Genomic DNA, 26,287 nt, shown 5'->3' with positions numbered 1-26,287 from the left:
GTCCCCCGGCCGGGCCGGGCCTCACGGCTTGTCGGCCAGCAGGTCGGCGTACTCGGGGTGGCGTTCGATGAACGAGGCCACGAACGGGCACTGCGCCACCACCCGGCCGCCCCGGGCACGGACCTGCTCCAGCGCGCCCCGGACCAGCGCCGCGCCGACGCCCTTGCCCTGGAACCGGTCGTCGACCTCGGTGTGGGTGAAGACGAGCGTCTCGCCCCGGGGCGTGTACGCGGCGAACCCGCCCAGCGCGTCGTCCACCAGGATCTCGAAGCGGCGCTCGGCGGTGTTCTCCTCGACCAGAAAACTCACCGGATCATTCTCCCTCCGGGCCCGGCCAGCCGGTCCAGTTCGGCCAGCAGCCGGTCCACCTCGTCGACAGTGTTGTAGTGGTAGACGCTGGCCCGCACCGCGCCGCCGTCGGCGCGCAGGCCCATGCCCTCGAAGTACTCGTAGGCGTAGTAGTCGCCGTGCGACAGGCACAGGCCCGCCTCGCCGAGCGCCGCCGCCGTCCGTGCCGGGGCCAGACCGGCCACCCGGAACGACACCGTGGGGCAGCGCCGGGCCGGTGCGGCGTACACGGTCACGAACGGGCGGTCGGCGAGCCCGGCGAGCAGCCGGTCGAAGACCGCCTCCTCGTGCGCCCGCGCGGCGGCCAGCCCGGCGCGCAGGCGTTCCCGGCGATCGCCGGTCGCCTCCGGGTCCAGGCCGGCCAGGTGGTCCACCGCGGCGGTCACCCCGGCCAGCAGCGGGAAGCTCGGCGTGCCGTACTCGAACCGGTCCGGCACCGCGTCGGCGGAGGGGAGCAGCTTCGCCGGGCGAAGCTCCGCCCACCGCCGCGGATCGGCAACCATCGCCGCCAGGTGCGGACCGGACCACTTGTACGCGCTGGTCACCAGGAAGTCGGCGCCGAGCGAGGCCAGGTCGGTCGGGCCGTGCGGCACGGAGTGCACGCCGTCCACGCAGAGCAGCGCCCCGGCCGCGTGCGCGGTCTTGGCGATCGCCGCCACGTCCGGCACGGTGCCGATCGCGTTGCTGCCGGCGGTCACCGCCACCAGCCGGGTGCGGTCGGTGACCAGGTCGGCGTACTGCCCGGCGGGTAGCTCGCCGGTCGCCGGGTCGAACTCGGCCCAGCGCACCGTGGCGCCGGACGCCTGCGCGGCCTGCACCCACGGGCGGACGTTGGCGTCGTGATCCAGCCGGGACACCACCACCTCGTCGCCCGGACGCCAGCCCGCGCCGAGCGTGCGGGCCAGCGTGTACGTCAGCGCCGTCGCGCTCGGCCCGAGCACCACGCCCGACGGCTGCGCGCCGAGCAGGTCGGCGACCGCGGCCCGCGCCCCGGCGACCAGGTCGAGCGCCCGGCGGCCGGGCGGGAACGCGGTGCTGCGGTTACCGGTGGCGGCACGCATCGCCCCGGCCACGGCCTCGACGACGCCGGCGGCGGTCTGGGTGCCCCCGGCGCCGTCGAAGTGGGCGAATCCCTCGCCCAGGGCAGGGTAGGCGGCCCGGACCCGGGCGACGTCGAAAGCCATTCCGGCACCCTAGCGCGCACCCCGGACACGCCGCCCGGCGTGGCCTCCCGGCACCGGTGGGCGAAGGCGCCGTGGCGCGGGCCGCCTATCCTTGGGCCGGTGACGATCCGACGCGCCACCTCCGCCCCCGCCCGCCGCGCCGCCGGTCTGCTCGCCGGCCTGGCCCTCGGCGTCGCACTGCTCGCCGGATGCAGCTCCGAGGGCGCCGAGACCGACTGCGGTCTGGACGCCTGCACGATCACCTTCGACCGCGGCGTCGAGGCCAGCGCGCGGATCCTCGGCGTCGAGGCCAAGCTGGTCGGCGCCCAGGGCGACCAGGTGACGGTCGAGGTGGCCGGGGAACAGCTCTCGCTCACCGTCGGCCAGCAGGCCACCGAGGTCGCCGGCTTCCAGGTCAGCCTGGACAGCGTCACCGACCAGCAGGTGGTGCTGCGGGTCGCCCGCGACCTCAACGGCTGATCCGTTTCGGCCGTCCCGGCGGGCGCGGACGTTTGGAAAATCGCCCGCCGGGAGATTGAGGGCTCATGTCTCTCACCCGGAATGCCGGAGCCACCGCCGCCCAGGCTCGAAACAGCCGGTGGCTCGAACTGTTGACCCGTGCCGGATTCATCGGTTACGGAGTTGTGCACCTGCTCCTCGCCTGGCTGGCGCTGCAGATCGCCTTCGGGAACTCGGGCGAGGAGGGTAACCAGAACGGCGCGCTGCGCACCCTCGGTGAGCAGCCGCTCGGGAAGTTCCTCCTGATCGCGATGGCGGTCGGCCTGTTCGCCATGGCGATCTGGCAGGCCTTCGAGGCGATCTCCGGCCACGTGTCCCGCACCGGCAAGGAACGGCTGTTCGAGCGGATCGCCTCGGCGGTCCGGGTCGTCGTGTTCGTCTGGCTGGGCTGGACCGCGATCAAGGTCTTCCAGGACGCCAGCGAGAACGCCTCCGACCAGCAGCAGCAGTTCTCCGAGAAGCTGATGGCCTCCGACGGCGGCCGGTGGCTGGTCGGGCTGGCCGGCCTGGCGCTCGCCGCGCTCGGCGTCGGCATGGTGATCTACGGCCTGAAGAAGAAGTTCGAGCGCAACCTCAAGACCGGCGAGATGAGCCCGAAGACCCGCCAGCTCACCCGTCGGCTCGGCATGGCCGGGTACGCCTCCCGGGGCGCGGTGTTCGCCATCGCCGGCGGGCTGGTCGTGGTCGCCGCGGTGAACTACGACCCGGAGAAGGCGCGTGGCCTCGACGCCGCCCTGCGTACGCTGCGCGACCAGTCGTACGGGCCGTGGCTGCTGGCGCTCATGGCGCTCGGCATCGCGGCGTTCGGTGTCTACTGCTTCTTCCAGTCCCGGTACCGCAAGGTCTGATCCTGGTCGATACCCGGGCCGCCGGGCACCATTGGGCCCTTGCCCGATTCCGCCCGGTCGGAGGGAGAGAGAGTTCGTGCAGAGTTACGTCGTGACCGTCGCCGCCGCGCTCGCCGCGGCGGCGATCGCGTTGGTGCTGGCCCAGGTGGTGCACCGGGTCATCCGCCGCCTCGGCCGCCGCTCGCTGCTGATGACCGAGCTGACCGAGCACGCGCACCGCGCGTTCCAGGTCGCGCTCACGGTGGCCGCGGTGCAGTTCGCGGTCCGGTTCACCACCGGGTACGCGGTCGGCAGCCCGTGGCGGCAGTTCGTCCTGCACACGCTGGTGCTGGCGACGATCGCGGCCACCGCCTGGCTGGTGGCCTCGCTGCTGGTGGTGGCGGAGGACACCGCGCTGGCCCGGTTCCGGGTCGACGTGCCGAACAACAGGCACGCCCGCCGGGTGCGTACCCAGGTGGTGCTGCTGCGCCGGCTGACCATCGCGGTGATCGTGATCCTCACGGTCGGCGTGATGCTGATGACCTTCCCGGCCGTCCGCGGGGTGGGCGCCGGTGTGCTGACCTCGGCCGGTGTGATCGCCGCGGTCGCCGCGCTGGCCGCGCAGAGCCTGCTCGCCAACGTCTTCGCCGGTCTCCAGCTCGCGTTCAGCGACGCGGTGCGCCTGGACGACGTGGTGGTGGTCGAGGGGGAGTGGGGCCGGATCGAGGAGCTGACGCTCAGCTACGTGGTGGTGCAGGTCTGGGACGACCGACGGCTGATCCTGCCCACCTCGTACTTCACCAGCCGGCCGTTCCAGAACTGGACCCGTACCGAGGCGGCGGTGCTCGGCACCGCCGAGTTCGAGCTGGACTGGGCCATCCCGGTGCAGGCGATGCGGGAGGAGCTGCGCCGCCTGTGCGAGGGCACCGAGCTGTGGGACGGACGGGTCTGCGTGCTCCAGGTGACCGACGCGACGGGTGGCCTGGTCAAGGTCCGCGCGCTGGTCAGCGCCGCCGACGCGGGCAGCCTGTGGGACCTGCGGTGCCTGGTCCGCGAGCACCTGGTGGCCTGGGTACGCGACCAGCGCCCGACCGCCCTGCCCCGGCTGCGCGCCGAGATCGGCGAGGCCACCGGGCCGCTGCCCTGGCAGGCGGCGCAGCCGCGCCGCCCGGTACGCCGCCCGGCCGGCACCGAGGCGCCCGACGACGCGCGGGTCTTCGGCGGCAGCGACGACGGCGACGCCCGCAGCGAGGTGTTCGTGGGCCGGGAGGAGCACGCCGAGGCGCGCGGCTGACCCCGTACCCCGATCGGAGCCCCCGGCCGCCCACGGCGCCGGGGGTTCGGCGCGTACGGGCGGCTTTCCGGCCGCACGGGTTTGGCCGGGCCGTGGCGGGGGACGTGGTGCGCACGCCCCGGATCCGGTGCCCGGCACCGGCTTGCGGCGGCGCGCGGCCGGACGTACCGGCCGCGCCGCGCAGGATTGACGAGCGGCGACTCCGGGCATACAGCGCGGTGATGACGAAAGGAGGACAGCATGGCTGACGTCGCGAGTCGCAGCACGTCGCGGACCGGGAGCGAGCCGTCCACCGCCGAACTGGTACAGCGCGCCACCGAGCAGGTCACCCGCCTGGTGCGGGACGAGCTGGCCCTGGCCCGTGCGGAGCTGACCGAGAAGGGCAAGCACGCCGGGATCGGGATCGGTCTGTTCGGCGGCGGCGGGGTGATGGCGCTCTACGGCGCCGGGGCCCTGGTCGCCACCGTGATCCTGCTGCTGGCGCTGGTCATGCCGGCGTGGCTCGCCGCCCTGATCGTGGCGGTGGCGTTGTTCCTGCTCGCCGGGATCCTGGCGCTCGTGGGCAAGAAGCAGGTCAGCCGTGCCGTCCCGCCGGTGCCCCAGGCGACGGTCCGCAGCGTTCGGGCGGACGTCGAGACGGTCACCGCCGCGGTGAAGGACGGGAGGCGGGCATGACCGGTAACGGGACCGGGGACGTGGCGGCGCTCCGGGAGGAGATCCGCCGGACCCGGGTGGAGCTCGGTGAGACGGTGGAGTTGCTCGCGGCCAGGGCCGATCCGAAGGCGCTGGTGCGGCACTCGGCCGAGCAGGCGAAGGCGCGGATGCGTGAGCAGGCGTCGCTGACCGCGGCCCGGGTGCGCGGGCGGGCGGCCCAGCGGGCCCGGCTGGTCCGGGCGCAGGCGTACGAGAAGGGCGAGGCGGTCGGGCGCAACCCGTTGCCGTGGGCGGCCATCGCGGCCGGCGCGCTGGTGACGGCGGTGGTGCTGGTGATCGTCCGAGGGAGGCACAGGTGAGCGGCAGGGTCGGCAAGGCGGCGTACAAGCCGGTGGGGGTGCTGCTCGGCCTGGCCGCCGGCGCCGTCGCGGGGGCGGTCTTCCGCCAGGTCTGGAAGGTGACGGCGGGCGACGGCGAGGCGCCGAGCGCCACCGACGAGGACCGCCGCTGGGGCGAGGTGCTGGCCGCCGCGGCCCTGCAGGGCGCCATCTTCGCGGTGGTGCGGGCCGCCGTCGACAGGGGCGGAGCGGTGGGCGTACGCCGGTTGACCGGTCGCTGGCCGGACTGACGAGAAGGCCGGAAAAGGCCCCTTTCCCGAGCGCGGGGAAGGGGCCTTTCGCATGGCTCCGTCCGGTCCGCGCGGCGGCGCTCGCGCGACCTTCAGGTCACATGTCGGAGAAATTTCCTCCGCTAGGCTGTGCGAAGTTTTTGCGTACGTGGTTTGCTTTCTCACGCTGTTGAGAGACGCGTGGGTTGAGAGAAGTCTCCCGCATGGGGGCCGCCTCAGGCGCCGCTGCTCGAAAACGGCCAATCGGCCGCACGGCGTGCTCGGCCGCCAGTTTTAGAAGGAGATACACATGGCGCAGGGAACCGTGAAGTGGTTCAACGCTGACAAGGGCTTCGGCTTCATCACCGTCGACGGCGGGGGTGCTGACGTGTTCGTCCACTTCTCGGCCATCCAGACCAGCGGCTACCGCACGCTGGAGGAGAACCAGCGGGTGGAGTTCGAGATCGCCCAGGGTCAGAAGGGTCCGCAGGCCGAGCAGGTCCGCCCCATCTGAGCTGACCGCACCGGCCGCGCCGGCCGGTGCCGGAAGCCCCGCATCCCGTACGGGAGGCGGGGCTTCGCCTTGCCCGGTGGCTCAGCGGCGCCGCGCCCGCATCCCCCACCAGAGCCCGGCCAGTCCGAACAGGATCAGCACCGGGCCGACCACCGCCCAGATCCGCCTGTCGCTCATCGCGCTGCCCTCGACGTACCCGAGACCCAGCACCGTCCACAGCGCACCGATCACCACGGCGAGCAGCCCCAGGGTGAGCCGGAACCAACCCCTCATCGTTCCCCCTCCGACGACGACAGTCCCGCTCCAGCATGCCCGCCGCCGCGTACACCCGGCGACGCCGCGCCGGCCGGTCGGTTCACCACCGGTCGTGCACCTGCGGGCGGATCAGCTCGTCGTAGGTGGCCCGCACCGCGGCCAGCTCCACCTCGGTCAGCGCCGGCTGCCCGGCCGCCTCGGCGTTGCGCCGCGCCTGCTCGGGGGAGCGGGCGCCGGGGATCACCACAGTCACGCCGGGCTGGTCGAGGATCCACCGCAGCGCGAACTGCGCCATCGTCCGGTCGTCGCCGACCAGCGGCGCGAGCCGGCGTACCGCGGCGAGGCCGCTGTCGTAGTCGACGCCGGAGAAGGTCTCGCCCACGTCGAACGACTCGCCGTGCCGGTTGAACGTGCGGTGGTCGTTCGCCGGGAACGTGGTGTGCTCGTCGTACCGGCCGGAGAGCAGGCCGCTCGCCAGCGGCACCCGGGCGATGATTCCCACCCCGGCGGCAGCGGCGGCGGGCAGCACCCGCTCCAGCGGCTTGTGCCGGACCGCGTTGAGGATGATCTGCACGCTCGCCACGCCGGGCCGGGCGATGGCGGTGAGCGCCTGGTCGCAGGTCTCCACGCTGACGCCGTACCCGGCCACGCGACCCTCGGCGACAAGCGTGTCGAGCGCGTCGAAGACCCGGTCGTCGGCGAAGACGGCGGTCGGCGGGCAGTGCAGTTGCACCAGGTCGAGCGTGTCGACGCCGAGGTTGGCCCGGGACCTGTCGGTCCAGGCCCGGAAGTTGTCGAGCGTGTACGCCTCCGGCGTCTGCTCCACCCGGCGGCCCATCTTGGTCGCCACGGTCAGCCCGTGCCCGGGACGGGAGCGCAGGAACCGGCCGATCAGCGCCTCGCTGCGGCCGTCGCCGTACACGTCGGCGGTGTCCAGGAAGGTGACGCCCGCGTCGACGGCGGCGGCGAGCACGGCGAGTGCGTCGTCCTCGCTGACCTCGCCCCAGTCCGCGCCGAGCTGCCACGCGCCGAGTCCGATGATGCCGACGTGCCGGCCGAGCCGGTCGAAGCTGCGCTGTTCCACCCGGCCGAGCCTAGTGAGCGGCTTGCCGTCGCGCTCGGCGGGCCGTACGGTCTAACAAGACGTACGTACGGTTTGGAGGCTGTCATGTGGGATCCGCGCACCTACCTGCGCTACGGCGACGAGCGCTCCCGGCCGTTCCACGACCTGCTGGCCCGCGTCGGGGCCGAGCAGCCGCGCGCCGTTGTCGACCTCGGCTGCGGCCCCGGCACGCTCACCGCCACGCTCGCCGCCCGCTGGCCTGGCGCCCGGGTCACCGGCCTGGACTCCTCTCCGGAGATGATCGCCCGGGCGACCGCCGAGGGCGGACCGGTCACGTACGCCGTCGCCGACGTCCGCGACTGGCGGCCGGAGCCCGACGTGGACGTGCTGGTCGGCAACGCCGTGCTCCAGTGGGTGCCGGAACACCGCGATCTGCTCCGCCGCTGGGCGCACGCGCTGCCGGCCGGCGCCTGGATGGCGTTCCAGGTCCCCGGCAACTTCGACGCGCCGTCGCACCGGCTGCTGCGCTCCGTCGCCCGGCAGGACCGGTGGCGCGACGCGCTCGCCGGTGAGCTGCGCGAGGCGCCAGTCGACGAGCCGGTCGGCTACGCCACGCTGCTGACCGACGCGGGCTGCGCGGTGGACGCCTGGGAGACTACGTACGTGCATCTGCTGCCCGCCACCGGCGCCGACCACCCGGTGCTGACCTGGATGGAGGGCACCGCGCTGCGCCCGGTCCGCGCCGCGCTGGACGCCGCCGGCTGGGCCGCCTTCCGCGCCGAGCTGGGGGTGCGGCTCGCGCAGGCGTACCCGGTGCGGCAGGGTCAGGTGTACTTCCCGTTCCGCCGGATCTTCATGGTGGCCCGCACCGGCGCCCGCGCAGAGGAGAACTCGTGACCGACCTGCCCACCTTCATCGCCGGACTGCCCAAGGTGGAGCTGCACGTACACCACGTCGGCTCGGCCTCACCCCGGATCGTCGCCGAGCTGGCCGCCCGGCACGAGGGGCGCAGCCCCGTCCCGGCCGACCCGGAGGCGCTCGCCGACTACTTCGCGTTCCGCGACTTCGCCCACTTCATCGAGGTCTACCTGAGCGTGGTCGACCTGATCCGCGACGCCGACGACGTCTGGCTGCTCACCCACGAGGTCGCCCGGGAACTGGCCCGCCAGCAGGTCCGCTACGCCGAGTTGACGGTCACGCCCTACTCGCACGTCAACCGCGGCATCCCGGCGCCGGCGTTCTGCGAGGCGATCGAGGACGCCCGCAAGCGCGCCGAGGCCGACTTCGGCATCGCGCTGCGCTGGTGCTTCGACATCCCCGGCGAGGCCGGCCTGCCCGCCGCCGAGCAGACGCTGCGGATCGCGCTCGACGAACGACCGGACGGGCTGGTCAGCTTCGGCCTCGGCGGCCCCGAGATCGGGGTGCCCCGGCCGCAGTTCAAGCCCTGGTTCGACCAGGCCCGGGCGGCCGGGCTGCGCTCGGTGCCGCACGCCGGTGAGACCACCGGCCCGGAGACGATCTGGGACGCGCTGCGCGAGCTGGGCGCCGAGCGGATCGGCCACGGCATCTCCGCCGCGCAGGACCCGGCGCTGCTGGCCCACCTCGCCGAGCGGCGGATCCCGCTGGAGATCGCACCGACCTCCAACGTGCGCACCCGGGCCGTGCCGAGCCTGGACGCCCACCCGCTGCCCCGGATCGTCGAGGCCGGTGTGCCGGTCAGCATCAACTCCGACGACCCGCCGATGTTCGGCACCACGCTCGACGACGAGTACGCGGTGGCCGCCCGGCTGCTGCGGCTCGGCCCGGACGGGGTGGCGGCGCTGGCGCGCGACGCCGTCTCGGCCGCGTTCCTGGCGCCGGCCGAGCAGGCCCGGATCACCGCCGAGATCGACGCGTACCTGGCGAACGCGGCCCGCTGAGCGGCCGTACGGGCGCCGGCCGCCGGGACATCCGGGGCGGCCGGCGTCGCGCGGTCAGCAGCATCCCGGCCACCGCCAGCGCGGTGAGCGCGACGTTCGGGCCGGCCGCGGCCGGCGCGGGCCGGACGGGACCGTGCGCGAGCACCGGGTCCTGCCAGACCGCCAGCGTGAGCGCGATGCCCAGGCCGATGACGGCGGCCCAGCGGAGCAGACGGCTGACAGCCGGTGGCATGACGGTCACCTCGCGCCCGGGCTCGACGGGAGAGCGCGCGCGACGGGAGCGAGGTGTGGGGGGACCGGACTCCCGCCGCGCGCATGATCCGCCGGCCGGAAGGTGTTACGGGGCGTCCCGGCCGACGGAACTGATGGGTTCTGTCAGCGATCCTGCCAGTTCACGCCGGTTTCGCGGCCGTCGTTAAACCACCTTTAAGGAGAACTTGCGCCGGTACACAGTCACCGGTCAGCGCGGACGTCCCCAGCGCCGCCCGGCGCGCGGCTCGCGTGCCTCCCGGGCCATCCGGCCGACCAGCCCGAACCGGTTCACCGGCCGGGGCGCCGCGTCCGGATCGGCCAGCAGCATCACCACGCTCGCCCCGCCGAGCCGGGCCCGGTCGATGCTCACCGAACCGTTCGCCTGCAACGCGACCCGCTTGGCGATGTCCAGCCCGAGCCCGGTGGAGCCCCTGTCGCTCTCGCCCCGGCGCAGTGCCCGGTCCGGGTCGGCGATGCCCGGCCCGGCGTCGTCGACGCGGATCGCCACCCAGCCGTCCCGGCGGCTCACCGCCACCTCGAACGCCGTGCCCTGCGGCGTGTACCGGAACACGTTGCCGATCACCGCGTCCAGCGCGGCGGCCAGCTCGGCGCGGGGCACCGGCGCGGGGATGCGCAACTGCGCACCGACCACCCGGTGCGGGCGGTTCTGGTCCCCGGCCAGCGCCGACCAGAAGACCATCCGGTCCCGGACCACCTCGCTCACGTCGCACGACGCCGGCGCCGTCTCCTGGCTGACCGCCTTGCGGGTCGTCTTGATGAGCTGGTCGACCTCGCCCTCCAGCGTGACGATCGCCTGCCGGATGCGCCGGATGCCGCGCCGCCGGTCCAGCTCCGCCTCGCTGAACGTGCCGATGCTGGTGTCGTCGGACTCCAGCGCCTCGGCGTCCAGCCGCAGCGCGGTCAGCGGCGTACGCAGCCGGTGCGACAGGTCGGCGACCAGTTCGTGCTCGTCGGCGCGCAGCGCCACCAGCCGTTCCGTCATCCGGTTGAACGCGTGCCCGGCCTCGGCCAGCTCGCGCGGGCCGGTCGGCTCGACGCGTACCCCAAGCTCGCCGTCGCCCACCGCGAGCGCCGCCTTGACCAGGTCGCCGGTGGCGTCCACGGCCCGCGCGGCCACCCGGTCGACCACTGCCACGGCCGCGCCGACCAGCGCCAGGCCGATCGCGAGCAGCAGCAGCCACCGCCCGCCGTCGCCGGAGTCGAGCACCTCGTCGGGGACGAAGACCTCCACCACGGCGACCCGGTCACCGAGCACCACCGGGTCCAGCCGCAGCACCCCGCCGTCCACGTCGGTCACCACCGACCGGCGCTGCGTGGCGGCGTCGGCGAGCACCCGCGGGTTGGCGCGGCCGGCGGACTCGTCCGCCCCGATGCCGTGCACGACCGGACGCAGGGCCGGATCGTCGCCGGCCGCGGCGGCCACCGCCCGTTCGATCGTCGCGGTGTCCGTGCTGGCCGCCAGCGCGCCGGTCACCAGCGCGGCGCGGCGCTCGGCGTCCGCCAGCTCCGCCTCCCGGGTCCGGTCGGCGAGGGTGAGCCCGAGCGGGACGAGGAACGCGAGCGCGATCAGCCCGCACAGGCCGGCGGTGAGCCCGGCCAGCGTGAGCCTCAGTCCGGCGCCACCAGCCGGAAGCCGACCCCCCGCACGGTGCGCAGGTAGCGCGGCTTCGCCGCGGACTCGCCCATTTTGCGGCGGAGCCAGTACAGGTGAACGTCGATGGTCTGGTCCTCGCCGACCGATGGCTGCCGCCATACCTCCTCCAAGAGTTCCCGCCGGGACACTACCCGGCCGGGACGCGCGGCGAGATACGCCAGCAGGTCGAATTCCTTGCGGGTCAGCGCCAGCGCCTCCCCGTCCAGCACCGCGCTGCGCTCACCCACGTCGACCCGCAGGCCGCCGACCGTGTGCGCGGCCGGCGCGACGGTACGGCTGGCCCGCCCGGCCCGGCGCAGCACCGTGGTGATCCGGGCGTCCAGGTGCGCCCCGGTGAACGGCTTGACCATGTAGTCGTCCGCGCCGGCGCGGAGCAGCCGTACCACCGACTGCTCGTCGTCGCGGGCGGTGGCGATGATGATCGGCACGTCGGTGATGCCGCGCAGCATACGCAGCGCGTCCGAGCCGTCCAGGTCGGGCAGTCCGAGGTCGAGCACCACCAGATCCGGTGTCTCCGCGGCGACCCGGCGCAACGCGTCCAGCGCGGTGCCGACGGCGTGCACCGCGTGCCCCCGGTCGGTCAGCGACCGCAGCATGGCGCCGCGCACGACGTGGTCGTCTTCGACCAGCAGGACGGTTGCCACGTCAGCACCGTACTCGGCGTGGCAAGCCGGCAGCGTTGCGGAGCTCCGGCGAAGCGGGCAAGCTGGGGCGGCGATGACGTTCACGCTCTTTCCCGACGCCCGCCTCACGCTCGCCCGCGACGCGCTGGCCGGCCTGTCGGTGGGCGACGCCCTCGGCTCCCAGTTCTTCGTCCCCGGACGGCACCCGGACGACCTCGCCGCCGGGCGGCTGCCCGAGCCGCCGTGGGAGTGGACCGACGACACCGAGATGGCCTGCTCCGTGGTGGCCGAGCTGGCCGCCGACGGGCACATCGACCGGGACCGGCTGGCGCTGGCGTTCGCGCACCGCTGCGAGCCGTACCGGGGGTACGGGCCGGGTGCGGTGACCGTGCTGCGGCTGATCCGCACCGGCACGCCCTGGCCGGTGGCCGCCGCGTCCGCGTTCGACGGGCAGGGCTCCTGCGGCAACGGCGCCGCGATGCGCGTCGCGCCGCTCGGCGCCTGGCACGCCGACTCCACCCGGCGCGCCGCCGAACAGGCCCGCGCCTCCGCCGAGGTGACGCACGCCCACCCGGAGGGCGTCGCCGGTGCGGTGGCGGTGGCGGTGGCCGCCTCGCTCGCCGCCCGCGCCCGCCTCGACGGTGACCGGCCCGACCCGGCCCGGCTGCTCATCGCCGTCGCGGGGGCGCTCGACCCGGCCGGTGAGGTGCACCGGGGGGTACGCCGGGCCGCCGCGCTGCTCGGTCACTCCGCGGCCGGGGCGGCCGACGCGCTCGGCAACGGCTCCCGGGTCACCGCGCAGGACACCGTGCCGTTCACGCTCTGGGTCGCCGCCACGCTGCTGCACGACTATCCCGCCGCGATCCGCGCCTGCGTCCAGGCGGGCGGCGACGTGGACACCACGGCCGCCATCGTGGGCGGGATCGTGGCCGCGTACACCGGAGCCGGCACCCCGGGCGGCGTGCCGGCGGACTGGCTGGCCGCCCGCGAGCCGCTGCCCCACTGGCTTCCCACCCCCGCCTGACGGGTCCGTCCCCGCCCCGTTCAGGAGTGTGTGGGGGCGCCGACGGTCACCGGCTCGCCGGCTTCCGGGGTCGCGCTGGCGGGGGCACCGTCGGTGTCGGAGGGCGTGCCGCTGTCGGCGGTCGCGGTCGCGGTGGTGTCGGAGGTGCCATTGCTGCCCTGCGGGAGGGCCATGGTGTCGCGCCGGCGGCGGCTGAGCAGCCAGCCGATCGCGGCGCCGCCGGCCAGCCCGGCGAGCAGGCCGCCACCGAGCAGCAGGTCCGCGCTCGGCCCGTCGTCCGCCGTACCGGCCGCCGTGCCGCCCGGAGCGCCGTCCTGCGCCCCATCGGCAGCGCCGGGTCCGCCCGCCGCGCCGTGACCGCCGTGCGCACCGCCGTTCGCCCCCGCGCCGGGGCCACCGTCGTGCGTCACGGTGCCCGGCAGCGGCGGCAGCAGATCGAGCGTCGGCGCGGGGTGCGCGCCACCCGCCGGGTCCGCCCACCGGACCACGGTGCCGTCGTCGTACGTCTGCACGACTGTGAACGTGAGCCGGTCGGTGGCGGGCATCGGTCCCATGCCCAGCGGCAGCCGGCCCGGCCCGGTGCCGGTGCCGGGCATCCGCAGCCAGCTCACCGAGTGGGTCACCTGGTTCAGCTCGGCCGCGTGCATGCCGGGGACCGGCTGGTCGAGCGTGCGGGTGGTGATGGTCGGCGCCCAGTCCGGCACCGACAGCGGGTACACCTCGCCGATCGGGGCGTCCGCGGGCATGGTCAGCTCGATCCGGGTGGTCCGGGTGCCGGGCTTGTCCGCCGGCACCAGCACCGACAGTTCGATCGCGTCGCCCTGGCGTACCTGGACGGGCGAGGTCGTCACCGTCACCCCGGCCGCGTTCGCCGCGCCCGGCCAGCCCACCGCCCCGGCGAGTACGGCCGCCAGCAACGCCGCCGCCCACCGGCCCCGACGGGTCATCCTCATGGTCGTCCCCATCCCTGTCGACTGGGGCCGGCACCGGCTCCGGCCCCACCTGGTAGTTCGGGCTGCGGGGCGAAAAGGTTCAACACGGCACGGAACTCGCCGGGAACGGGCACCGGCGTCGGCGGCGGCGCGGATCCGGGCGACCGATAGCATCGCAGAGGCCGGTCACCGGCCGATCCGTACCGTCGACGACTAGGAGTCACCGTGTCCGCACCCCGTACCCCCGTCGTGGCCGACCCCGTCGTCGTCGCCGCCGGGACGACGGCGGCCGACGCGGTGGCCGCGGCCGGCCTGCCGACGAGCGGGCCGAAGGCGATCGTGGTGGTCCGCGACCCGCAGGGCCAGCTCCGCGACCTGGACTGGCGCCCGGCCGAGGAGGTCGCGGTCGAGCCGGTGCCGCTGGACAGCCCGGACGGGCTGAACGTGCTGCGCCACTCCACCGCGCACGTGCTGGCCCAGGCGGTGCAGGACATCTTCCCGGAGGCGAAGCTCGGCATCGGCCCGCCGATCGAGAACGGCTTCTACTACGACTTCGGCGTCGACAAGCCGTTCCAGCCGGACGACCTCGCCAAGCTCGAGAAGCGCATGCAGGAGATCGTCAAGTCCGGCCAGCGGTTCCGCCGCCGCCGCTTCGCCGACCTGGACGAGGCCCGGACCGAGCTGGCGGCCGAGCCGTTCAAGCTGGAACTGATCGAGGTCAAGGGGGAGGGGCTGGACTCCTCCGAGGTGATGGAGGTGGGCGGCGGCGAGCTGACCATCTACGACAACCTGGCCGCCAACGAGGACAAGGTCTGCTGGTCGGACCTGTGCCGCGGCCCGCACCTGCCGAACACCCGCCTGATCGGCGCGTTCAAGCTGATGCGCTCGGCCGCCGCGTACTGGCGCGGGTCGGAGCGCAACCCGCAGCTCCAGCGCGTCTACGGCACCGCGTGGCCGACCCGGGACGAGCTCAAGGCGTACCTGAAGCTGCTCGAGGAGGCCGCCCGCCGCGACCACCGCAAGCTCGGCGCGGACCTCGACCTGTTCAGCTTCCCCGACGAGATCGGCTCCGGTCTGCCGGTCTTCCACCCCAAGGGCGGCGTGCTCAAGCGGGTGATGGAGGACTATGTCCGGGCCCGCCACATCGAGGAGGGCTTCGACTACGTCGGCACGCCGCACATCTCCAAGGAAGGTCTCTTCCACACGTCGGGACACCTGCCGTACTACAAGGACACGATGTTCCCGCCGATGGAGATGGAGGGCAGCGACTACTACCTCAAGGCCATGAACTGCCCGATGCACAACCTGATCTACCGTTCGCGCGGTCGGTCCTACCGGCAGTTGCCGATCCGGCTGTTCGAGTTCGGGACGCTCTACCGGTACGAGAAGTCGGGCGTGATCCACGGCCTGACCCGGGTGCGCGGCTTCACCCAGGACGACTCGCACTCCTACTGCACTCAGGAGCAGGCGCCGTCCGAGATCAAGCACCTGCTCGGCTTCGTGCTCAGCCTGCTGCGCGACTTCGGCATCGACGACTTCTACCTGGAGCTGTCGACCCGCGACGAGTCGAAGCCGGACAAGTTCGTCGGCTCCGACTCCGACTGGGCGACCGCCACCGCCGTGCTGGAGCAGTGCGCGCTGGAGACGGGCCTGGAACTGGTGCCGGACCCGGGTGGCGCGGCCTTCTACGGCCCGAAGATCTCCGTGCAGGCCAAGGACGCGATCGGCCGTACCTGGCAGATGTCGACCATCCAGTACGACTTCAACCAGCCCAAGGGCTTCGGGCTGGAGTACCAGGCCGCCGACGGCACCCGGCAGCAGCCGGTGATGATCCACTGCGCCAAGTTCGGCTCCATCGAGCGGTTCATCGGCGTGCTCACCGAGCACTACGCGGGCGCGTTCCCGGCCTGGCTGGCACCGGTGCAGGTGGTCGGCATCCCGATCCGCGAAGAGCACGGCGACTACCTGGTCGACTTCGCCGCGACGCTGCGGCGGCACGGCGTCCGGGCCGAGGTCGACCTGGGCGACGACCGGATGCAGAAGAAGATCCGCAACGCGCAGCAGCAGAAGATCCCGTTCATGGTGATCGCCGGGGACGACGACGTGGCCGCCGGCACCGTCTCGTTCCGCTACCGCGACGGCTCGCAGCGCAACGGTGTGCCGATCGACGAGGCGGTGGCGCACGTCCGCGAGGTGGTGGATTCGCGCACCAACGCCGGTCCCACCGCCACCGCCGCCGAGTAGGCGGCCCGGCGACCGCGCCGCCCGGGCGGCGGCGCGGTTCGCCCCGGATCGTAGGATCGCCTGTGTGACAGGGGCGGAGCGGGACACCGGGTACGGCGGCGACAACGGTCTGGCGGACGGACTCGACCGGCTCTGGACGCCGCACCGGATGACCTACATCTCCGGCGAGGACCGGCCCGAGGGCGGGTACGAGAAGCCGGCCGGCTGCCCGTTCTGCCTCGCGCCCGGGCTGCCGCCGGAGGAGTCCCTGGTGGTGGCCCGGGGCGAGCACGTCTTCGCGGTGCTCAACCTCTACCCGTACAACCCCGGCCACCTGCTGGTCTGCCCCTACCGGCACGTGGCCGACTACACCGAGCTGGACGAGCCGGAGACGGTCGAGCTGGCCGCGTTCACCAAGGCCGCCATGCGGGTGATCCGGCACGTGTCCAGCGCGCACGGCTTCAACCTGGGCATGAACCAGGGGGGCGTCGCGGGCGCGGGCATCGCCGCGCACCTGCACCAGCACGTGGTGCCGCGCTGGGGCGGCGACGCCAACTTCATGCCGGTGATCGGCCGGACGAAGGTGCTGCCGCAGCTGCTCGCCGACACCCGGGACCTGCTCGCCGGTGCGTGGGCGGCGGCCTGACGGCGGCGGGCCCCGACAGTACGATCTCGCGCATGGCTCTCCTGCACCGCGCGGAACTGCGCCCCTCGAAACTGGAGCTGCTCGCCTCCTGGCTGCCCGGCCGGCAGTGGTTCGCCGGCGAGGCCGGCGCGCCGGTCAGCCGCGTGGCGGCGTACCGCTTCGACGACCCGGCCGGCGAGGTCGGCGTCGAGACGCTGCTCGTGCGCGCCGGCGACGGCCCGGTGCTCCAGGCGCCGCTCACCTACCGGGCCGCGCCGCTTGCCGGAGCTGACGAGCACCTGGTGGGCGTCATCGAGCACTCGGTGCTCGGCCGCCGCTGGGCGTACGACGCCTGCGGCGATCCGGTGTACCCGCCGCTGCTGGCCGCCGCGGTGCTCGCCGACGCCGGTCAGGCCGAGGAGTACTTCGAGGTCGATGGAAAGCGCGAGGTGCGACCGGCGAGCATGACGCTGACGGGCAGCCGTACCGGCCGTCCGTTGCCGGTCGGTCCGTTGCCGGTCGGTCCGGTGTCGGCCGGTCCGGTTCTGCCTGGTCCGGGTTCGGCCGGTCCGGTCGGCGGCGGCGTGACGGTGGTCCGGGTCGGGGAGGTCGAGCTGGCGGTGGTCCGGCGTCCCGTACCGGCCGACGTCCCGGCGGCGGGCGGTCTCGCCGGCACCTGGCCCGGTCAGGACGCGCCGGTGCTGCTGGCCTACGCGCGCTGACGGCTTGCCGGGCGGCGGCGTCCCACCGTCTGACGTCACGGGGCGTGACCGTGGCCGGACTCCTCGGCTACGAACCGGCCCGCGGTCGCCGGGAAGGTGACAGGATGCGGCGGTGGCAGTCGACACACGACAGTTGGGGCGCAGCGGCATCGAGGTGAGCGCCCTCGGCATGGGGTGCTGGGCGATCGGCGGCCCGTGGGCCGAGGGCGCCCGCCCGCTGGGCTGGGGCCGGGTCGACGACGACGAGTCGGTACGCGCCGTCCGCCGTGCGCTCGACCTCGGTGTCACCCTGTTCGACACCGCCGACACGTACGGCGCCGGGCACGGCGAGCGGGTGCTCGGGCGGGCGCTGGCCGGCCGGCGCGACGAGGCGGTGATCGCCACGAAGTTCGGCTACACGTTCGACGAGCACGCCCGGCAGGCCACCGGCGAGAACGCCTCGCCGCACTACCTGCGCCGGGCGGTGACCGACTCGCTGCGCCGGCTCGGCACCGACCGCATCGACCTCTACCAGCTGCACCTGGGTGACCTGCCGCTGCCCCGGGCCGAGGCGCTCGTCGGCACGCTCGACGAGCTGGTCGACGCGGGCCTGATCCGGGCGTACGGGTGGAGCACCGACCGGGCCGACCGGGCCGCCGCCTTCGCCCAGGTCGCCCGTGGCGCCGCCGCCGTGCAGCACGCGCTGTCGGTGCTGCGCGACGCCCCGGCCATGCTCGACGTCTGCGACAAGCACGACCTGGCCAGCCTGGCCCGGGGGCCGCTCGGGATGGGCCTGCTCACCGGCAAGTACACGCCGGAGTCCACGCTGCCCCGCGACGACGTACGCGGGCTCGGGCCGACCTGGCTGGAGTGGTTCCGCAGCGGCCGGCCCGCCCCGGAGTGGCTGCGCCGGGTCGCCGCCGTCCGCGACGCGCTGACCGCCGACGGCCGCACCCTCGCGCAGGGAGCGATCGGGTGGATCTGGGCGCGCAGCGACAGGGCGGTGCCGATCCCCGGCGCCCGTACCGTCGCCCAGGTCGAGGAGAACGCCGCCGCGCTGGCCCGGGGTCCGCTCGCCCCGGACCACTTCGCCGAGGTGGAGCGGCAACTGGCGGCGGTACGGCGGGCCGCCCTGCGGGACGCCGACCGCCCCCACTGGCCGATGCCCCCGGTCCCCGCCGTCCGCCCCTGACCGCACTTCCACCCACCAGCCGACCCCGTCGAGCCGACCCCTGCCCCGGCCGACCCGCCCGCCGAGCCGACCGCTCCCACGCGACGAGATCGGTGTCCCAAATCCTGAGGGCACCGCAGATCTTGGTACGAAAGGGCCCTTATGGGGGCCCCTATGAGGGCCACTTCCTACCAAGATCTGCGCAGTCCTGACCCGACCCCGCCCTCGGCGGCGTCGATCTTGCACTCGGTGCCCTTTCGTTGCCGGAAATGCACCGCTTGCCGGGGCCGCAAGTGCAAGATCGCGGGGCCGAGGCGGGGGAGGGGGGAGGGGAGAGGGTGGGGTCAGCGGGTGGTGGATTCCTTGCGGGCCTGGTCGGCCAGGTGGGCGGGCATGGGTTCGTGGCGGGCGAACTCGCGGCGGAACGTACCGGTGCCGGCGGTCATCGAGCGCAGCTCGACCGCGTACCGCAGTAGTTCCGTCGCGGGCACCTCGGCGCGGACCAGTGTGCGGCCCTCGGCATCCGGGTCCGGCTCGGTGCCGAGCACCCGGCCGCGCCGCCCGGAGAGGTCGCCCATCACCGCGCCGACCGACGTGTCGGGCACCCGTACGGTGATCTCGTCCACCGGCTCCAGCAGCGTCGGCTGGCCCTTCTCGGCGGCGTCGCGCAGCGCCAGCGCGCCGGCGGTCTGGAACGCCGCGTCGGAGGAGTCGACGCTGTGCGCCTTGCCGTCGACGAGCGTGACCCGCAGGTCCACCACCGGGTAGCCGGCGACCAGACCGCGTTCCATCTGGGCCCGGACGCCCTTCTCGACCGACGGGATGTAGTTGTGCGGGACCGCGCCGCCGACCACCCGGTCGACGAACTCGAAGCCGGCGCCCCGGGGCAGCGGCTCCACCTCGATGTCGCAGACCGCGTACTGGCCGTGGCCGCCGGACTGCTTGACGTGCCGGCCGTGCCCCCGCGCGGCGGCGCCGAACGTCTCGCGCAGCGGCACCCGGACCGGCTCGGTGTCCAGCTCGACCCCGCCGCCGCGCAGCCGGTCGAGCACCACGTCGGCGTGTGCCTCGCCCATGCACCAGAGCACGAGCTGGTGGGTCTCCGGGTTGCGTTCCAGCCGCAGCGTCGGGTCGCCGGCGACCAGCCGGGACAGGTTGCGGGCCAGCGCGTCCTCGTCGGCCCGGCTGCGCGCCGTGATCGCCACCGGCAGCAGCGGTTCCGGCATCTCCCAGGGGGCGATCAGCAGCGGGTCGTCCTTGGCGGAGATGGTGTCGCCGGTCTCCGCGCTGCCCGACTTGGTGATCGCGCACAGGTCACCGGCGACGCAGGCGGCCACCTCGCGCAGCGTCGCGCCGAGCGGGCTGTAGACGTGACCGACCCGCTCGTCGGCGTCGTGGTCGGGGCGGCCGCGCTCGGCCATGCCGTGACCCGACACGTGGATCACCTGGTCGGGGCGGAGCGTGCCGGAGAAGACGCGTACCAGCGAGACCCGCCCGACGTGCCTGTCGACTGTCGTCTTGACCACCTCGGCGACCAGCGGGCCGTCCGGGTCGCAGGTCAGCGGCGGGCGGGGTGAGCCGTCCACGCCGGTGACCGCGGGCAGGTCGTGCTCCAGCGGCGACGGGAACGCCGCGACCAGGCCGTCGAGCAGCGCGTCCAGGCCGACGCCGGTCTCCGCGCAGACGGGCACCACTGGATAGAAGTGGCCCCGGGCGACGGCGGTCTCCAGGTCGGTGATCAGCACCTCGGGGTCGATCTCCTCGCCGCCGAGGTAGCGGTCCATCAGGGTCTCGTCCTCGCTCTCCGCGATGATCCCCTCGATCAGCTCGTTGCGGGACTCCTGGATGGCCGGCAGGTGCTCCGGGTCCGGCTCGCGCACCGCCGCCGGCAGCCCGGCGGAGTAGTCGAACACCCGGCGGGTGATCAGCCCCATCAGGCCGGCCACCGACTCGCCGTCGTCGCCGAGCATCGGCAGGTAGAGCGGGAGCACGTTGTCGCCGAAGACCCGCTGGCACAGCGCCACCGCCTCGTCGAAGTCGGCCCGCGGGTGGTCCAGCCGGGAGACCGCCACCGCCCGGGGCATGTCGACGGCGGCGCACTCCTCCCAGAGGGCGGCGGTGGCGGCGTCCATGCCGTCCACGGCGGAGACCACGAACAGGGCCGCGTCGGCGGCGCGCAGCCCGGCGCGCAGCTCGCCGACGAAGTCGCCGTAGCCCGGCGTGTCCAGCAGGTTGACCTTGACGTCGCGGTGCACCAGCGGGGCGCAGGCGAGGCTCACCGAGCGCTGCTGGCGTACGGCGGCGGGGTCGTGGTCACAGACTGTGGTGCCCTCGGTGACGGCGCCGGCGCGACTGATCGTGCCGCTGGCGGCCAGCAGCGCCTCGACCAGCGTGGTCTTGCCGGCGCCGGAGTGCCCGACGAGCACCACGTTGCGGACCCTGCCGGGCTCGGTCACCACCGGCGCGCCGCCGGTGACACCCTTCTCGTTCTTCTGCGCCATCGCGGCGCACCTCCCTCAACCGGTGGTGGTGGCGACCGCCGCGGGCGACGGGGAGCGGACCCGGGACGGGCGCCGCGGCGATATCTTCCGGTGATCTGCTGCCGGATGCGAACGCGGACCGGTGATCCGGTGAACTGGCTCACCTCCTGGCTCGATCTCACACCCGCGCGGGTGCCGGCACAAGGGCCGTCGGGCGGGTCGCACGCCCGGCTGTGTCCCCGGCCGTTGCGGGCCGTTATCGTGGGACCGCCATGGCGAAGATCTTCCAAGTGACGGCCCGCGCGGGCATGACCCGCGTCGTGGAGCCGATCGCCCGTACGCTGCTGCGTGCGGGCGTGTCCCCCAATGCGGTCACCGTGACCGGCACCCTCGGCGTGCTCGCCGGCGCGCTCGGCTTCGGCGCGCGCGGCCACCTGGTCGCCGGCGCGCTGATCGTCACGGTCTTCGCTCTCACCGACCTGCTCGACGGCACGATGGCGCGGATGAGCGGCGGGTCCACCCGGTTCGGGGCGTTCCTCGACTCGAGCATGGACCGGATCGCCGACAGCGCGGTGTTCGGCGCCGTCGCGTACTGGCTGGCCACCGAGCACGACTACTCGGGCGTGGCGGCGGCGCTGATCTGCCTGGCCGCGGGTGGGCTCGTCTCCTACGTCAAGGCCCGCGCCGAAGGGCTCGGGATGACCTGCAACGTGGGCATCGCCGAGCGCACCGAGCGGCTGCTCATCGTCGGCGTCGGCGGCCTGCTCACCGGCGTCGGCGTCCGGCACGCGCTGGAGATCGCGCTCTGGCTGCTCGCCGCCGTCTCGATCTTCACCGTGGGGCAGCGGATGGCGCACGTCTACCGCCAGGCCCAGCGGGTCGGCGCCGAGTGAACCTCACCGAGGCGGGCTTCGTCGCGGGCTGGCGCCTGGTCCGGGCGCTGCCCCGGCCCGTCGCGGCGGCGGCCTTCCGGATGGGCGCCGACCGCGCCCACCGCAAGGACGGCGGGGGTACGCGCCGGCTGCGCGCCAACCTGCGCCGGGTGGTCGGACCGGAGATGCCCGACGCGGAACTGGACGCGCTGGTGCGCGAGGGCTTGCGCTCGTACGCCCGGTACTGGATGGAGGCGTTCCGGCTGCCCGGCCTGAGCCGGGCGGACATCCTCGCCGGGTTCCGCCTGGACGGGCAGGAACTGCTCGCCGCCGACGTGGCGGCCGGGCGGGGGGCGGTGGTGGCGCTGCCGCACGCCGGCAACTGGGATGCGGCCGGTGCCTGGGTGGCGGCCACCGGCTGGCCGATGACGACTGTGGCGGAACGGCTTCCGGACGGCGTCTACGAGCGGTTCGTCGGGTTCCGGGAAGGGCTGGGCATGGAGATCCTGCCCAACCAGGGCGGCCCGCGTCCCGCGTTCGACGTGCTGGTGGATCGGCTGCGCGCCGGTTACGTGGTGCCCCTGCTCGCCGACCGGGACCTGTCGGCCCGGGGCGTCGAGGTGGACTTCTTCGGCGGCCGGACCCGGATGCCGGCCGGGCCGGCGCTGCTGGCCATCCGCACAGGCGCACCGCTCTACGTGGCCTCGATGTGGTACGAACCGGACACCGCGTGCGCGTCGCTCGAGGGTCCGCTGCCGCTGCCGGACCCGGACAGCGCCCCACTCGACGCGCGGGTGCGCGCGGTGACGCAGCGGATTGCCGACGGTCTGGCGGCGGGCATCGCCCGGCATCCGCAAGACTGGCACATGTTGCAACGGATGTGGCTGGACCAGGGCCGGGACGGCACGCCCGCGTCGGCGCAGCCGTCGGCCACCACCGGGACGGTCTAGGGGGACGCCATGCGGATCGGCATCGTGTGCCCGTACTCCTTCGACGTGCCGGGCGGCGTGCAGAACCACGTCATGGACCTGGCCGAGGCGCTGCTCGGGCTCGGTCACGAGGTGAGCGTGCTGGCACCCGCCGACGAGGACTCGGCGCTGCCCCCGTACGTGGTGTCGGCCGGCCGGGCGGTGCCGCTGCCGTACAACGGTTCGGTGGCCCGGATCGCGTTCGGCCCGGTCTCCACCGCCCGGGTGCGGCGCTGGATCACCCGGGGCGACTTCGACGTGCTGCACGTGCACGAGCCGCTCACGCCGAGCCTGTCGATGCTGGCGGTGCTCTGCGCGCGCGGCCCGGTGGTGGCCACCTTCCACACCGCGATGACCCGCTCCCGGGTGCTGTCGGCCGCGCAGGGCGCGCTCCAGATCGTGCTGGAACGGATCACCGCCCGGATCGCGGTCAGCGCGCTGGCCCGCAAGGTGCAGGTCGAGCACATGGACGGCGGCGCGGTGGAGATCCCGAACGGGGTGGCGGTGGCGAAGTTCGCCGGGGTGCCGCCGCTGCCGGGCTGGCCGGGGGAGTGCGCCCCGGGCACCGGCGGCACGCTGGGGTTCCTGGGCCGGTTCACCGAGCCGCGCAAGGGCTTCCCGATCCTGCGGGACGCGTTCGTCGCGCTCGCGCCGCACCGCCCCGGGCTGCGTCTGCTGGTCGCCGGGCCTGGTGACGCCGACGAGCTGTACGGGCGGTTCCCGGCCGGCCTGCGCGACCGGGTCACGTTCCTCGGCCTGGTCTCCGAGGCGGACAAGGCACGCATGCTGCGCAGCGTGCACCTCTACGTGGCACCGAACACCGGAGGGGAGTCCTTCGGGATGATCCTCACCGAGGCGCTGGCCGCCGGCACCACGGTGGTCGCCAGCGACCTCGACGCGTTCCGCCGGGTGCTCGACGGCGGGCGGGCCGGGTGGCTGTTCCCGACCGGCGACGCGACCGGGCTGGCCGCCGCGCTGTCCGAGCTGCTCGACGACGACGGCCGCCGCGCCGGGCTGACCGCCTGCGGCGACCAGGTGGTGGCGAATTTCGACTGGCCCGTGGTTGCCCGCCGCGTTCTGGAGGTATACGCAGCCGCGATCGAGGCCACCGACGGCCGGGTCATGGACCAGGAGTGGGCGGGACTGGGCTGACCGCTGTGGCCGCCGCGGCCGCTGTGACGAGCGCGTCGACCGGTGCGAGCGCCGGCCGGCCGGGATGAGGAGCAGCACTACGATGCCGGGCATGTGGTGGGTGGTGGGCGCGGTCGTGGTGCTCGGGCTGCTCTCGGCGTACCTGATCTGGACCTCCGGGCGGGTGCAGCGGTTGCAGGTCCGCGCGGACTCGGCGGCCCGCGCGCTGGACGCGCATCTGCTGCGCCGCGCGGCCGCCGCCGCGGTCCTGGCCGAGCAGCGGTACGGCGTGGAGCTGTACGCCGCCGCCCGGATCGCGCTGGACGCCGTGCCGGAGGAACGCGAGGCGGCGGAGAACGACCTGACCCGGCAGCTGCGCGCGGTGCGGCTGGACCCGGACGACCCGGCCTGCGCGGCGGTGATCGCGGCGAGCCGGCGGCTGGCGCTGGCCCGGCAGGTGCACACCGATCTGGTCCGCGACGCCCGCTCGGCGCGCGGGCGTCCGGTGGTGCGCCTGTTCCGGATGGGACGCGGGCGGGAGTGGCCGCGCTACTTCGACATCGACGATCCCACGCTGGCGTCGCACGCGGACGTGACCACCGGCTGATCCACCGGCCGTGACCGGGGCCACACGGCAGGCCACCGGGGGTTCGATTGGCGCTCGGACCGGCGCCGCGCCGGTCGTAGCATTCCTGCGCAGTCACCTCCCGAGTGCGCCGAGGAGCGATGTCCCGTGTCTGAATCCGCAGCCCCGACCGCCGCCACCGCCGTCGGCACCGCCCGCGTCAAGCGCGGCATGGCCGAGATGCTCAAGGGCGGTGTGATCATGGACGTGGTCACCCCCGAGCAGGCGAAGATCGCCGAGGACGCCGGCGCGGTGGCCGTGATGGCCCTGGAACGCGTGCCTGCCGACATCCGCGCGCAGGGCGGCGTGTCCCGGATGAGCGACCCGGACATGATCGACGGCATCATCCAGGCCGTCTCGATCCCGGTGATGGCAAAGGCCCGCATCGGTCACTTCGTCGAGGCGCGGATCCTCCAGGCGCTCGGCGTCGACTACGTCGACGAGTCCGAGGTGCTGACCCCGGCCGACTACGCCAACCACATCGACAAGTGGGCGTTCACCGTCCCGTTCGTGTGCGGGGCGACGAACCTGGGTGAGGCGCTGCGCCGGATCACCGAGGGCGCCGCGATGATCCGCTCGAAGGGCGAGGCGGGCACCGGCGACGTCTCCAACGCCACCACCCACATGCGGAGGATCCGGCAGGAGATCCGCCGGCTCCAGACGCTGCCCGACGACGAGCTGTACGTCGCGGCCAAGGAGCTGCAGGCCCCGTACGAGCTGGTCAAGGAGGTCGCCGAGCTGGGCAAGCTGCCGGTCGTGCTGTTCACCGCCGGTGGCATCGCGACCCCCGCCGACGCGGCCATGATGATGCAGCTCGGCGCGGAGGGCGTCTTCGTCGGCTCGGGCATCTTCAAGTCCGGCAACCCGGCCCAGCGGGCCGCGGCGATCGTCAAGGCGACCACGTTCCACGACGACCCGGACGTGCTCGCCAAGGTGTCGCGCGGGCTGGGCGAGGCGATGGTCGGCATCAACGTCGACGAGATCCCCCAGCCGCACCGCCTCGCCGAGCGCGGCTGGTGAGCGCAAGGAAGGGCCCCCTGTTAACGCCTGCGGTAGAGGCGGGGCCCCCTCTTAACACCCCGGAGGAGCATCGTGGCCGTACCGGTGATCGGCGTGCTCGCGCTTCAGGGCGACGTACGCGAGCACGTCGCGGCGCTGACCGGCGCGGGCGCCGACGCCCGGCCGGTGCGGCGCCCGGGCGAGCTGGACGCGGTCGACGGCCTGGTGGTGCCCGGCGGCGAGTCGACCACGATCAGCAAGCTGGTGGACATCTTCGAGATGCGCGAGCCGATCGACAAGCGGATCGCCGCCGGCATGCCGGTCTACGGCTCCTGCGCCGGCATGATCATGCTGGCCGCGCGGGTGCTGGACGGCCGACCCGACCAGCGTGGCTTCGCGGGCGTCGACATGACGGTGCGGCGCAACGCGTTCGGCCGTCAGGTCGACTCGTTCGAGGCGCCGGTGGCGCTCACCGGCGTCGACGGCGGCCCGTTCCACGCCGTGTTCATCCGCGCGCCCTGGGTCGAGCGCGTCGGCCCGGACGTCGAGGTGCTCGGCCGGGTGACCGACGGCCCGGCCGCGGACCGGATCGTCGCGGTACGGCAGGGCAACCTGCTGGCCACCTCGTTCCATCCGGAACTGACCGGTGACCTGCGCCTGCACCGCCACTTCGTGGAGCTGGTCCGGGCCGCGTCCTGACCACCCGATCTGCCGTGCTTGTGCCGGTTCGGGCGACCTGGGGCGGGCCGGTGCCGTGCGGCGCGTGACAGCCACCCGCCGCGCGCCGGTAGGATTGCCGAGATTCGGCAGGGCCATCAGCCCG

The 26,287-nt window shown here is 74.2% G+C and carries 29 protein-coding genes; 20 read left to right on the top strand and 9 right to left on the bottom strand.

Annotated elements, in window-relative coordinates:
- Window positions 1–21 precede the first annotated feature (21 nt).
- Together AB0B20_RS08630 and AB0B20_RS08625 are read right to left on the bottom strand one after the other, a co-directional pair.
- Window positions 22–309 (bottom strand): GNAT family N-acetyltransferase, encoded by a 288-nt coding sequence (locus tag AB0B20_RS08630; RefSeq protein ID WP_357387072.1) that lies wholly within the window; start codon window positions 307–309, stop codon window positions 22–24.
- Window positions 306–1,532 (bottom strand): cysteine desulfurase-like protein, encoded by a 1,227-nt coding sequence (locus AB0B20_RS08625; protein WP_357469254.1) that lies wholly within the window; start codon window positions 1,530–1,532, stop codon window positions 306–308. Before AB0B20_RS08625 ends, AB0B20_RS08630 begins: the two co-directional genes overlap by 4 nt.
- A gap of 99 nt (window positions 1,533–1,631) precedes the next feature.
- On the opposite strand from AB0B20_RS08625, the gene AB0B20_RS08620 reads away from it, so the two are divergent.
- The 7 genes from AB0B20_RS08620 (at window position 1,632) to AB0B20_RS08590 (ending at window position 5,926) form a co-directional block, all read left to right on the top strand.
- Entirely contained in the window at window positions 1,632–1,991 is a 360-nt protein-coding gene (locus tag AB0B20_RS08620) for a hypothetical protein (RefSeq protein ID WP_357469251.1), read from the top strand.
- A 65-nt stretch (window positions 1,992–2,056) separates the two neighbouring features.
- Window positions 2,057–2,878, top strand: coding sequence for a DUF1206 domain-containing protein (locus tag AB0B20_RS08615; protein ID WP_357387076.1), 822 nt, complete (start codon window positions 2,057–2,059; stop codon window positions 2,876–2,878).
- A 76-nt stretch (window positions 2,879–2,954) separates the two neighbouring features.
- Window positions 2,955–4,151 carry a mechanosensitive ion channel family protein gene (locus AB0B20_RS08610; RefSeq protein WP_357387078.1) on the top strand — a complete coding sequence of 399 codons (1,197 nt, stop codon included), beginning with the start codon at window positions 2,955–2,957 and terminating at the stop codon, window positions 4,149–4,151.
- 240 nt (window positions 4,152–4,391) lie between these two features.
- Window positions 4,392–4,826, top strand: coding sequence for a phage holin family protein (locus AB0B20_RS08605; protein WP_357387080.1), 435 nt, complete (start codon window positions 4,392–4,394; stop codon window positions 4,824–4,826).
- Window positions 4,823–5,164, top strand: a complete 342-nt coding sequence (locus AB0B20_RS08600) for a DUF3618 domain-containing protein (protein WP_357387082.1) — start codon at window positions 4,823–4,825, stop codon at window positions 5,162–5,164. The genes AB0B20_RS08605 and AB0B20_RS08600 overlap by 4 nt, the downstream gene beginning before the upstream one ends.
- Window positions 5,161–5,433 carry a DUF4235 domain-containing protein gene (locus tag AB0B20_RS08595; RefSeq protein ID WP_357387084.1) on the top strand — a complete coding sequence of 91 codons (273 nt, stop codon included), beginning with the start codon at window positions 5,161–5,163 and terminating at the stop codon, window positions 5,431–5,433. The genes AB0B20_RS08600 and AB0B20_RS08595 overlap by 4 nt, the downstream gene beginning before the upstream one ends.
- Before the next feature lie 289 nt (window positions 5,434–5,722).
- Window positions 5,723–5,926, top strand: coding sequence for a cold-shock protein (locus AB0B20_RS08590; protein ID WP_007075740.1), 204 nt, complete (start codon window positions 5,723–5,725; stop codon window positions 5,924–5,926).
- Window positions 5,927–6,007: 81 nt separating this feature from the next.
- Here AB0B20_RS08590 and AB0B20_RS08585 read toward each other — a convergent pair whose 3' ends face one another.
- Both AB0B20_RS08585 and AB0B20_RS08580 read right to left on the bottom strand, forming a co-directional pair.
- Window positions 6,008–6,199, bottom strand: a complete 192-nt coding sequence (locus AB0B20_RS08585; protein WP_357387086.1) for a hypothetical protein — start codon at window positions 6,197–6,199, stop codon at window positions 6,008–6,010.
- An 82-nt stretch (window positions 6,200–6,281) separates the two neighbouring features.
- Window positions 6,282–7,265, bottom strand: a complete 984-nt coding sequence (locus tag AB0B20_RS08580) for an aldo/keto reductase (protein ID WP_357469248.1) — start codon at window positions 7,263–7,265, stop codon at window positions 6,282–6,284.
- 84 nt (window positions 7,266–7,349) lie between these two features.
- Between AB0B20_RS08580 and AB0B20_RS08575 the strand changes: the two genes are divergently transcribed.
- Window positions 7,350–8,141, top strand: a complete 792-nt coding sequence (locus tag AB0B20_RS08575) for a trans-aconitate 2-methyltransferase (protein WP_357469245.1) — start codon at window positions 7,350–7,352, stop codon at window positions 8,139–8,141.
- Window positions 8,138–9,163: an adenosine deaminase gene (locus AB0B20_RS08570; RefSeq protein ID WP_357469242.1), complete on the top strand. Its 1,026-nt coding sequence runs from the start codon at window positions 8,138–8,140 to the stop codon at window positions 9,161–9,163. The genes AB0B20_RS08575 and AB0B20_RS08570 overlap by 4 nt, the downstream gene beginning before the upstream one ends.
- Here the strand turns inward: AB0B20_RS08570 and AB0B20_RS08565 are convergent.
- From AB0B20_RS08565 to AB0B20_RS08555, 3 genes are all read right to left on the bottom strand, one after another.
- Window positions 9,120–9,395: a hypothetical protein gene (locus AB0B20_RS08565; RefSeq protein ID WP_357387094.1), complete on the bottom strand. Its 276-nt coding sequence runs from the start codon at window positions 9,393–9,395 to the stop codon at window positions 9,120–9,122. The genes AB0B20_RS08570 and AB0B20_RS08565 overlap by 44 nt on opposite strands.
- Before the next feature lie 228 nt (window positions 9,396–9,623).
- Complete coding sequence (locus AB0B20_RS08560; RefSeq protein ID WP_357469414.1) at window positions 9,624–11,015, bottom strand: HAMP domain-containing sensor histidine kinase; 1,392 nt, start codon at window positions 11,013–11,015, stop codon at window positions 9,624–9,626.
- Window positions 11,016–11,044: 29 nt separating this feature from the next.
- Complete coding sequence (locus AB0B20_RS08555) at window positions 11,045–11,734, bottom strand: response regulator transcription factor (RefSeq protein ID WP_357387096.1); 690 nt, start codon at window positions 11,732–11,734, stop codon at window positions 11,045–11,047.
- 73 nt (window positions 11,735–11,807) lie between these two features.
- Here AB0B20_RS08555 and AB0B20_RS08550 point away from each other — a divergent pair, with 73 nt between their 5' ends.
- Window positions 11,808–12,737: an ADP-ribosylglycohydrolase family protein gene (locus tag AB0B20_RS08550; protein WP_357387098.1), complete on the top strand. Its 930-nt coding sequence runs from the start codon at window positions 11,808–11,810 to the stop codon at window positions 12,735–12,737.
- 20 nt (window positions 12,738–12,757) lie between these two features.
- On the opposite strand, the gene AB0B20_RS08545 is transcribed toward AB0B20_RS08550, so the two are convergent.
- Window positions 12,758–13,690 (bottom strand): DUF1775 domain-containing protein, encoded by a 933-nt coding sequence (locus AB0B20_RS08545; RefSeq protein WP_357469239.1) that lies wholly within the window; start codon window positions 13,688–13,690, stop codon window positions 12,758–12,760.
- A 204-nt stretch (window positions 13,691–13,894) separates the two neighbouring features.
- Here AB0B20_RS08545 and thrS point away from each other — a divergent pair, with 204 nt between their 5' ends.
- From thrS to AB0B20_RS08525, 4 genes are all read left to right on the top strand, one after another.
- A complete protein-coding gene (gene thrS, locus AB0B20_RS08540; protein WP_357469236.1) occupies window positions 13,895–15,913 on the top strand; it encodes a threonine--tRNA ligase in 2,019 nt (672 codons plus the stop codon).
- Window positions 15,914–16,022: 109 nt separating this feature from the next.
- Window positions 16,023–16,538, top strand: coding sequence for an HIT domain-containing protein (locus AB0B20_RS08535; protein WP_357469411.1), 516 nt, complete (start codon window positions 16,023–16,025; stop codon window positions 16,536–16,538).
- A gap of 32 nt (window positions 16,539–16,570) precedes the next feature.
- A complete protein-coding gene (locus tag AB0B20_RS08530; RefSeq protein WP_357469233.1) occupies window positions 16,571–17,239 on the top strand; it encodes a hypothetical protein in 669 nt (222 codons plus the stop codon).
- 112 nt (window positions 17,240–17,351) lie between these two features.
- Window positions 17,352–18,410, top strand: coding sequence for an aldo/keto reductase (locus AB0B20_RS08525; protein ID WP_357469230.1), 1,059 nt, complete (start codon window positions 17,352–17,354; stop codon window positions 18,408–18,410).
- Window positions 18,411–18,733: 323 nt separating this feature from the next.
- Here the strand turns inward: AB0B20_RS08525 and AB0B20_RS08520 are convergent, their stop codons facing one another.
- Complete coding sequence (locus AB0B20_RS08520; protein ID WP_357469227.1) at window positions 18,734–20,890, bottom strand: elongation factor G-like protein EF-G2; 2,157 nt, start codon at window positions 20,888–20,890, stop codon at window positions 18,734–18,736.
- A 251-nt stretch (window positions 20,891–21,141) separates the two neighbouring features.
- On the opposite strand from AB0B20_RS08520, the gene pgsA reads away from it, so the two are divergent.
- The 6 genes from pgsA (at window position 21,142) to pdxT (ending at window position 26,163) form a co-directional block, all read left to right on the top strand.
- Entirely contained in the window at window positions 21,142–21,762 is a 621-nt protein-coding gene (gene pgsA, locus AB0B20_RS08515) for a phosphatidylinositol phosphate synthase (protein ID WP_357387110.1), read from the top strand.
- A complete protein-coding gene (locus tag AB0B20_RS08510) occupies window positions 21,759–22,691 on the top strand; it encodes a phosphatidylinositol mannoside acyltransferase (protein WP_357469224.1) in 933 nt (310 codons plus the stop codon). The genes pgsA and AB0B20_RS08510 overlap by 4 nt, the downstream gene beginning before the upstream one ends.
- Before the next feature lie 9 nt (window positions 22,692–22,700).
- Window positions 22,701–23,861, top strand: a complete 1,161-nt coding sequence (locus tag AB0B20_RS08505; RefSeq protein ID WP_357387114.1) for a glycosyltransferase family 4 protein — start codon at window positions 22,701–22,703, stop codon at window positions 23,859–23,861.
- Window positions 23,862–23,943: 82 nt separating this feature from the next.
- Window positions 23,944–24,447 (top strand): hypothetical protein, encoded by a 504-nt coding sequence (locus tag AB0B20_RS08500; protein WP_357387116.1) that lies wholly within the window; start codon window positions 23,944–23,946, stop codon window positions 24,445–24,447.
- A 126-nt stretch (window positions 24,448–24,573) separates the two neighbouring features.
- Window positions 24,574–25,485 carry a pyridoxal 5'-phosphate synthase lyase subunit PdxS gene (gene pdxS, locus AB0B20_RS08495; RefSeq protein WP_357387118.1) on the top strand — a complete coding sequence of 304 codons (912 nt, stop codon included), beginning with the start codon at window positions 24,574–24,576 and terminating at the stop codon, window positions 25,483–25,485.
- A 72-nt stretch (window positions 25,486–25,557) separates the two neighbouring features.
- Window positions 25,558–26,163 (top strand): pyridoxal 5'-phosphate synthase glutaminase subunit PdxT, encoded by a 606-nt coding sequence (gene pdxT / locus AB0B20_RS08490; RefSeq protein WP_357387120.1) that lies wholly within the window; start codon window positions 25,558–25,560, stop codon window positions 26,161–26,163.
- The last annotated feature ends 124 nt before the right edge of the window (window positions 26,164–26,287 follow it).

The organism is Micromonospora sp. NPDC049151 (genome assembly GCF_040648395.1).
GTDB lineage: Bacteria > Actinomycetota > Actinomycetes > Mycobacteriales > Micromonosporaceae > Micromonospora.
The sequence above is the reverse complement of the archived record's forward strand: the minus strand, read 5'-3'. Positions and strand labels throughout refer to the sequence as shown.

Coding starts and splice junctions, on each gene's coding strand:
- AB0B20_RS08625 (WP_357469254.1), bottom strand. CDS start 1,532: ATGGCTTTCGACGTCGCCCGGGTCCGGGCCGCCTACCCTGCCCTGGGC.
- AB0B20_RS08615 (WP_357387076.1), top strand. CDS start 2,057: ATGTCTCTCACCCGGAATGCCGGAGCCACCGCCGCCCAGGCTCGAAAC.
- AB0B20_RS08605 (WP_357387080.1), top strand. CDS start 4,392: ATGGCTGACGTCGCGAGTCGCAGCACGTCGCGGACCGGGAGCGAGCCG.
- AB0B20_RS08600 (WP_357387082.1), top strand. CDS start 4,823: ATGACCGGTAACGGGACCGGGGACGTGGCGGCGCTCCGGGAGGAGATC.
- AB0B20_RS08590 (WP_007075740.1), top strand. CDS start 5,723: ATGGCGCAGGGAACCGTGAAGTGGTTCAACGCTGACAAGGGCTTCGGC.
- AB0B20_RS08585 (WP_357387086.1), bottom strand. CDS start 6,199: ATGAGGGGTTGGTTCCGGCTCACCCTGGGGCTGCTCGCCGTGGTGATC.
- AB0B20_RS08575 (WP_357469245.1), top strand. CDS start 7,350: ATGTGGGATCCGCGCACCTACCTGCGCTACGGCGACGAGCGCTCCCGG.
- AB0B20_RS08565 (WP_357387094.1), bottom strand. CDS start 9,395: ATGCCACCGGCTGTCAGCCGTCTGCTCCGCTGGGCCGCCGTCATCGGC.
- AB0B20_RS08550 (WP_357387098.1), top strand. CDS start 11,808: ATGACGTTCACGCTCTTTCCCGACGCCCGCCTCACGCTCGCCCGCGAC.
- AB0B20_RS08545 (WP_357469239.1), bottom strand. CDS start 13,690: ATGAGGATGACCCGTCGGGGCCGGTGGGCGGCGGCGTTGCTGGCGGCC.
- AB0B20_RS08530 (WP_357469233.1), top strand. CDS start 16,571: ATGGCTCTCCTGCACCGCGCGGAACTGCGCCCCTCGAAACTGGAGCTG.
- AB0B20_RS08520 (WP_357469227.1), bottom strand. CDS start 20,890: ATGGCGCAGAAGAACGAGAAGGGTGTCACCGGCGGCGCGCCGGTGGTG.
- pgsA (WP_357387110.1), top strand. CDS start 21,142: ATGGCGAAGATCTTCCAAGTGACGGCCCGCGCGGGCATGACCCGCGTC.
- AB0B20_RS08505 (WP_357387114.1), top strand. CDS start 22,701: ATGCGGATCGGCATCGTGTGCCCGTACTCCTTCGACGTGCCGGGCGGC.
- AB0B20_RS08500 (WP_357387116.1), top strand. CDS start 23,944: ATGCCGGGCATGTGGTGGGTGGTGGGCGCGGTCGTGGTGCTCGGGCTG.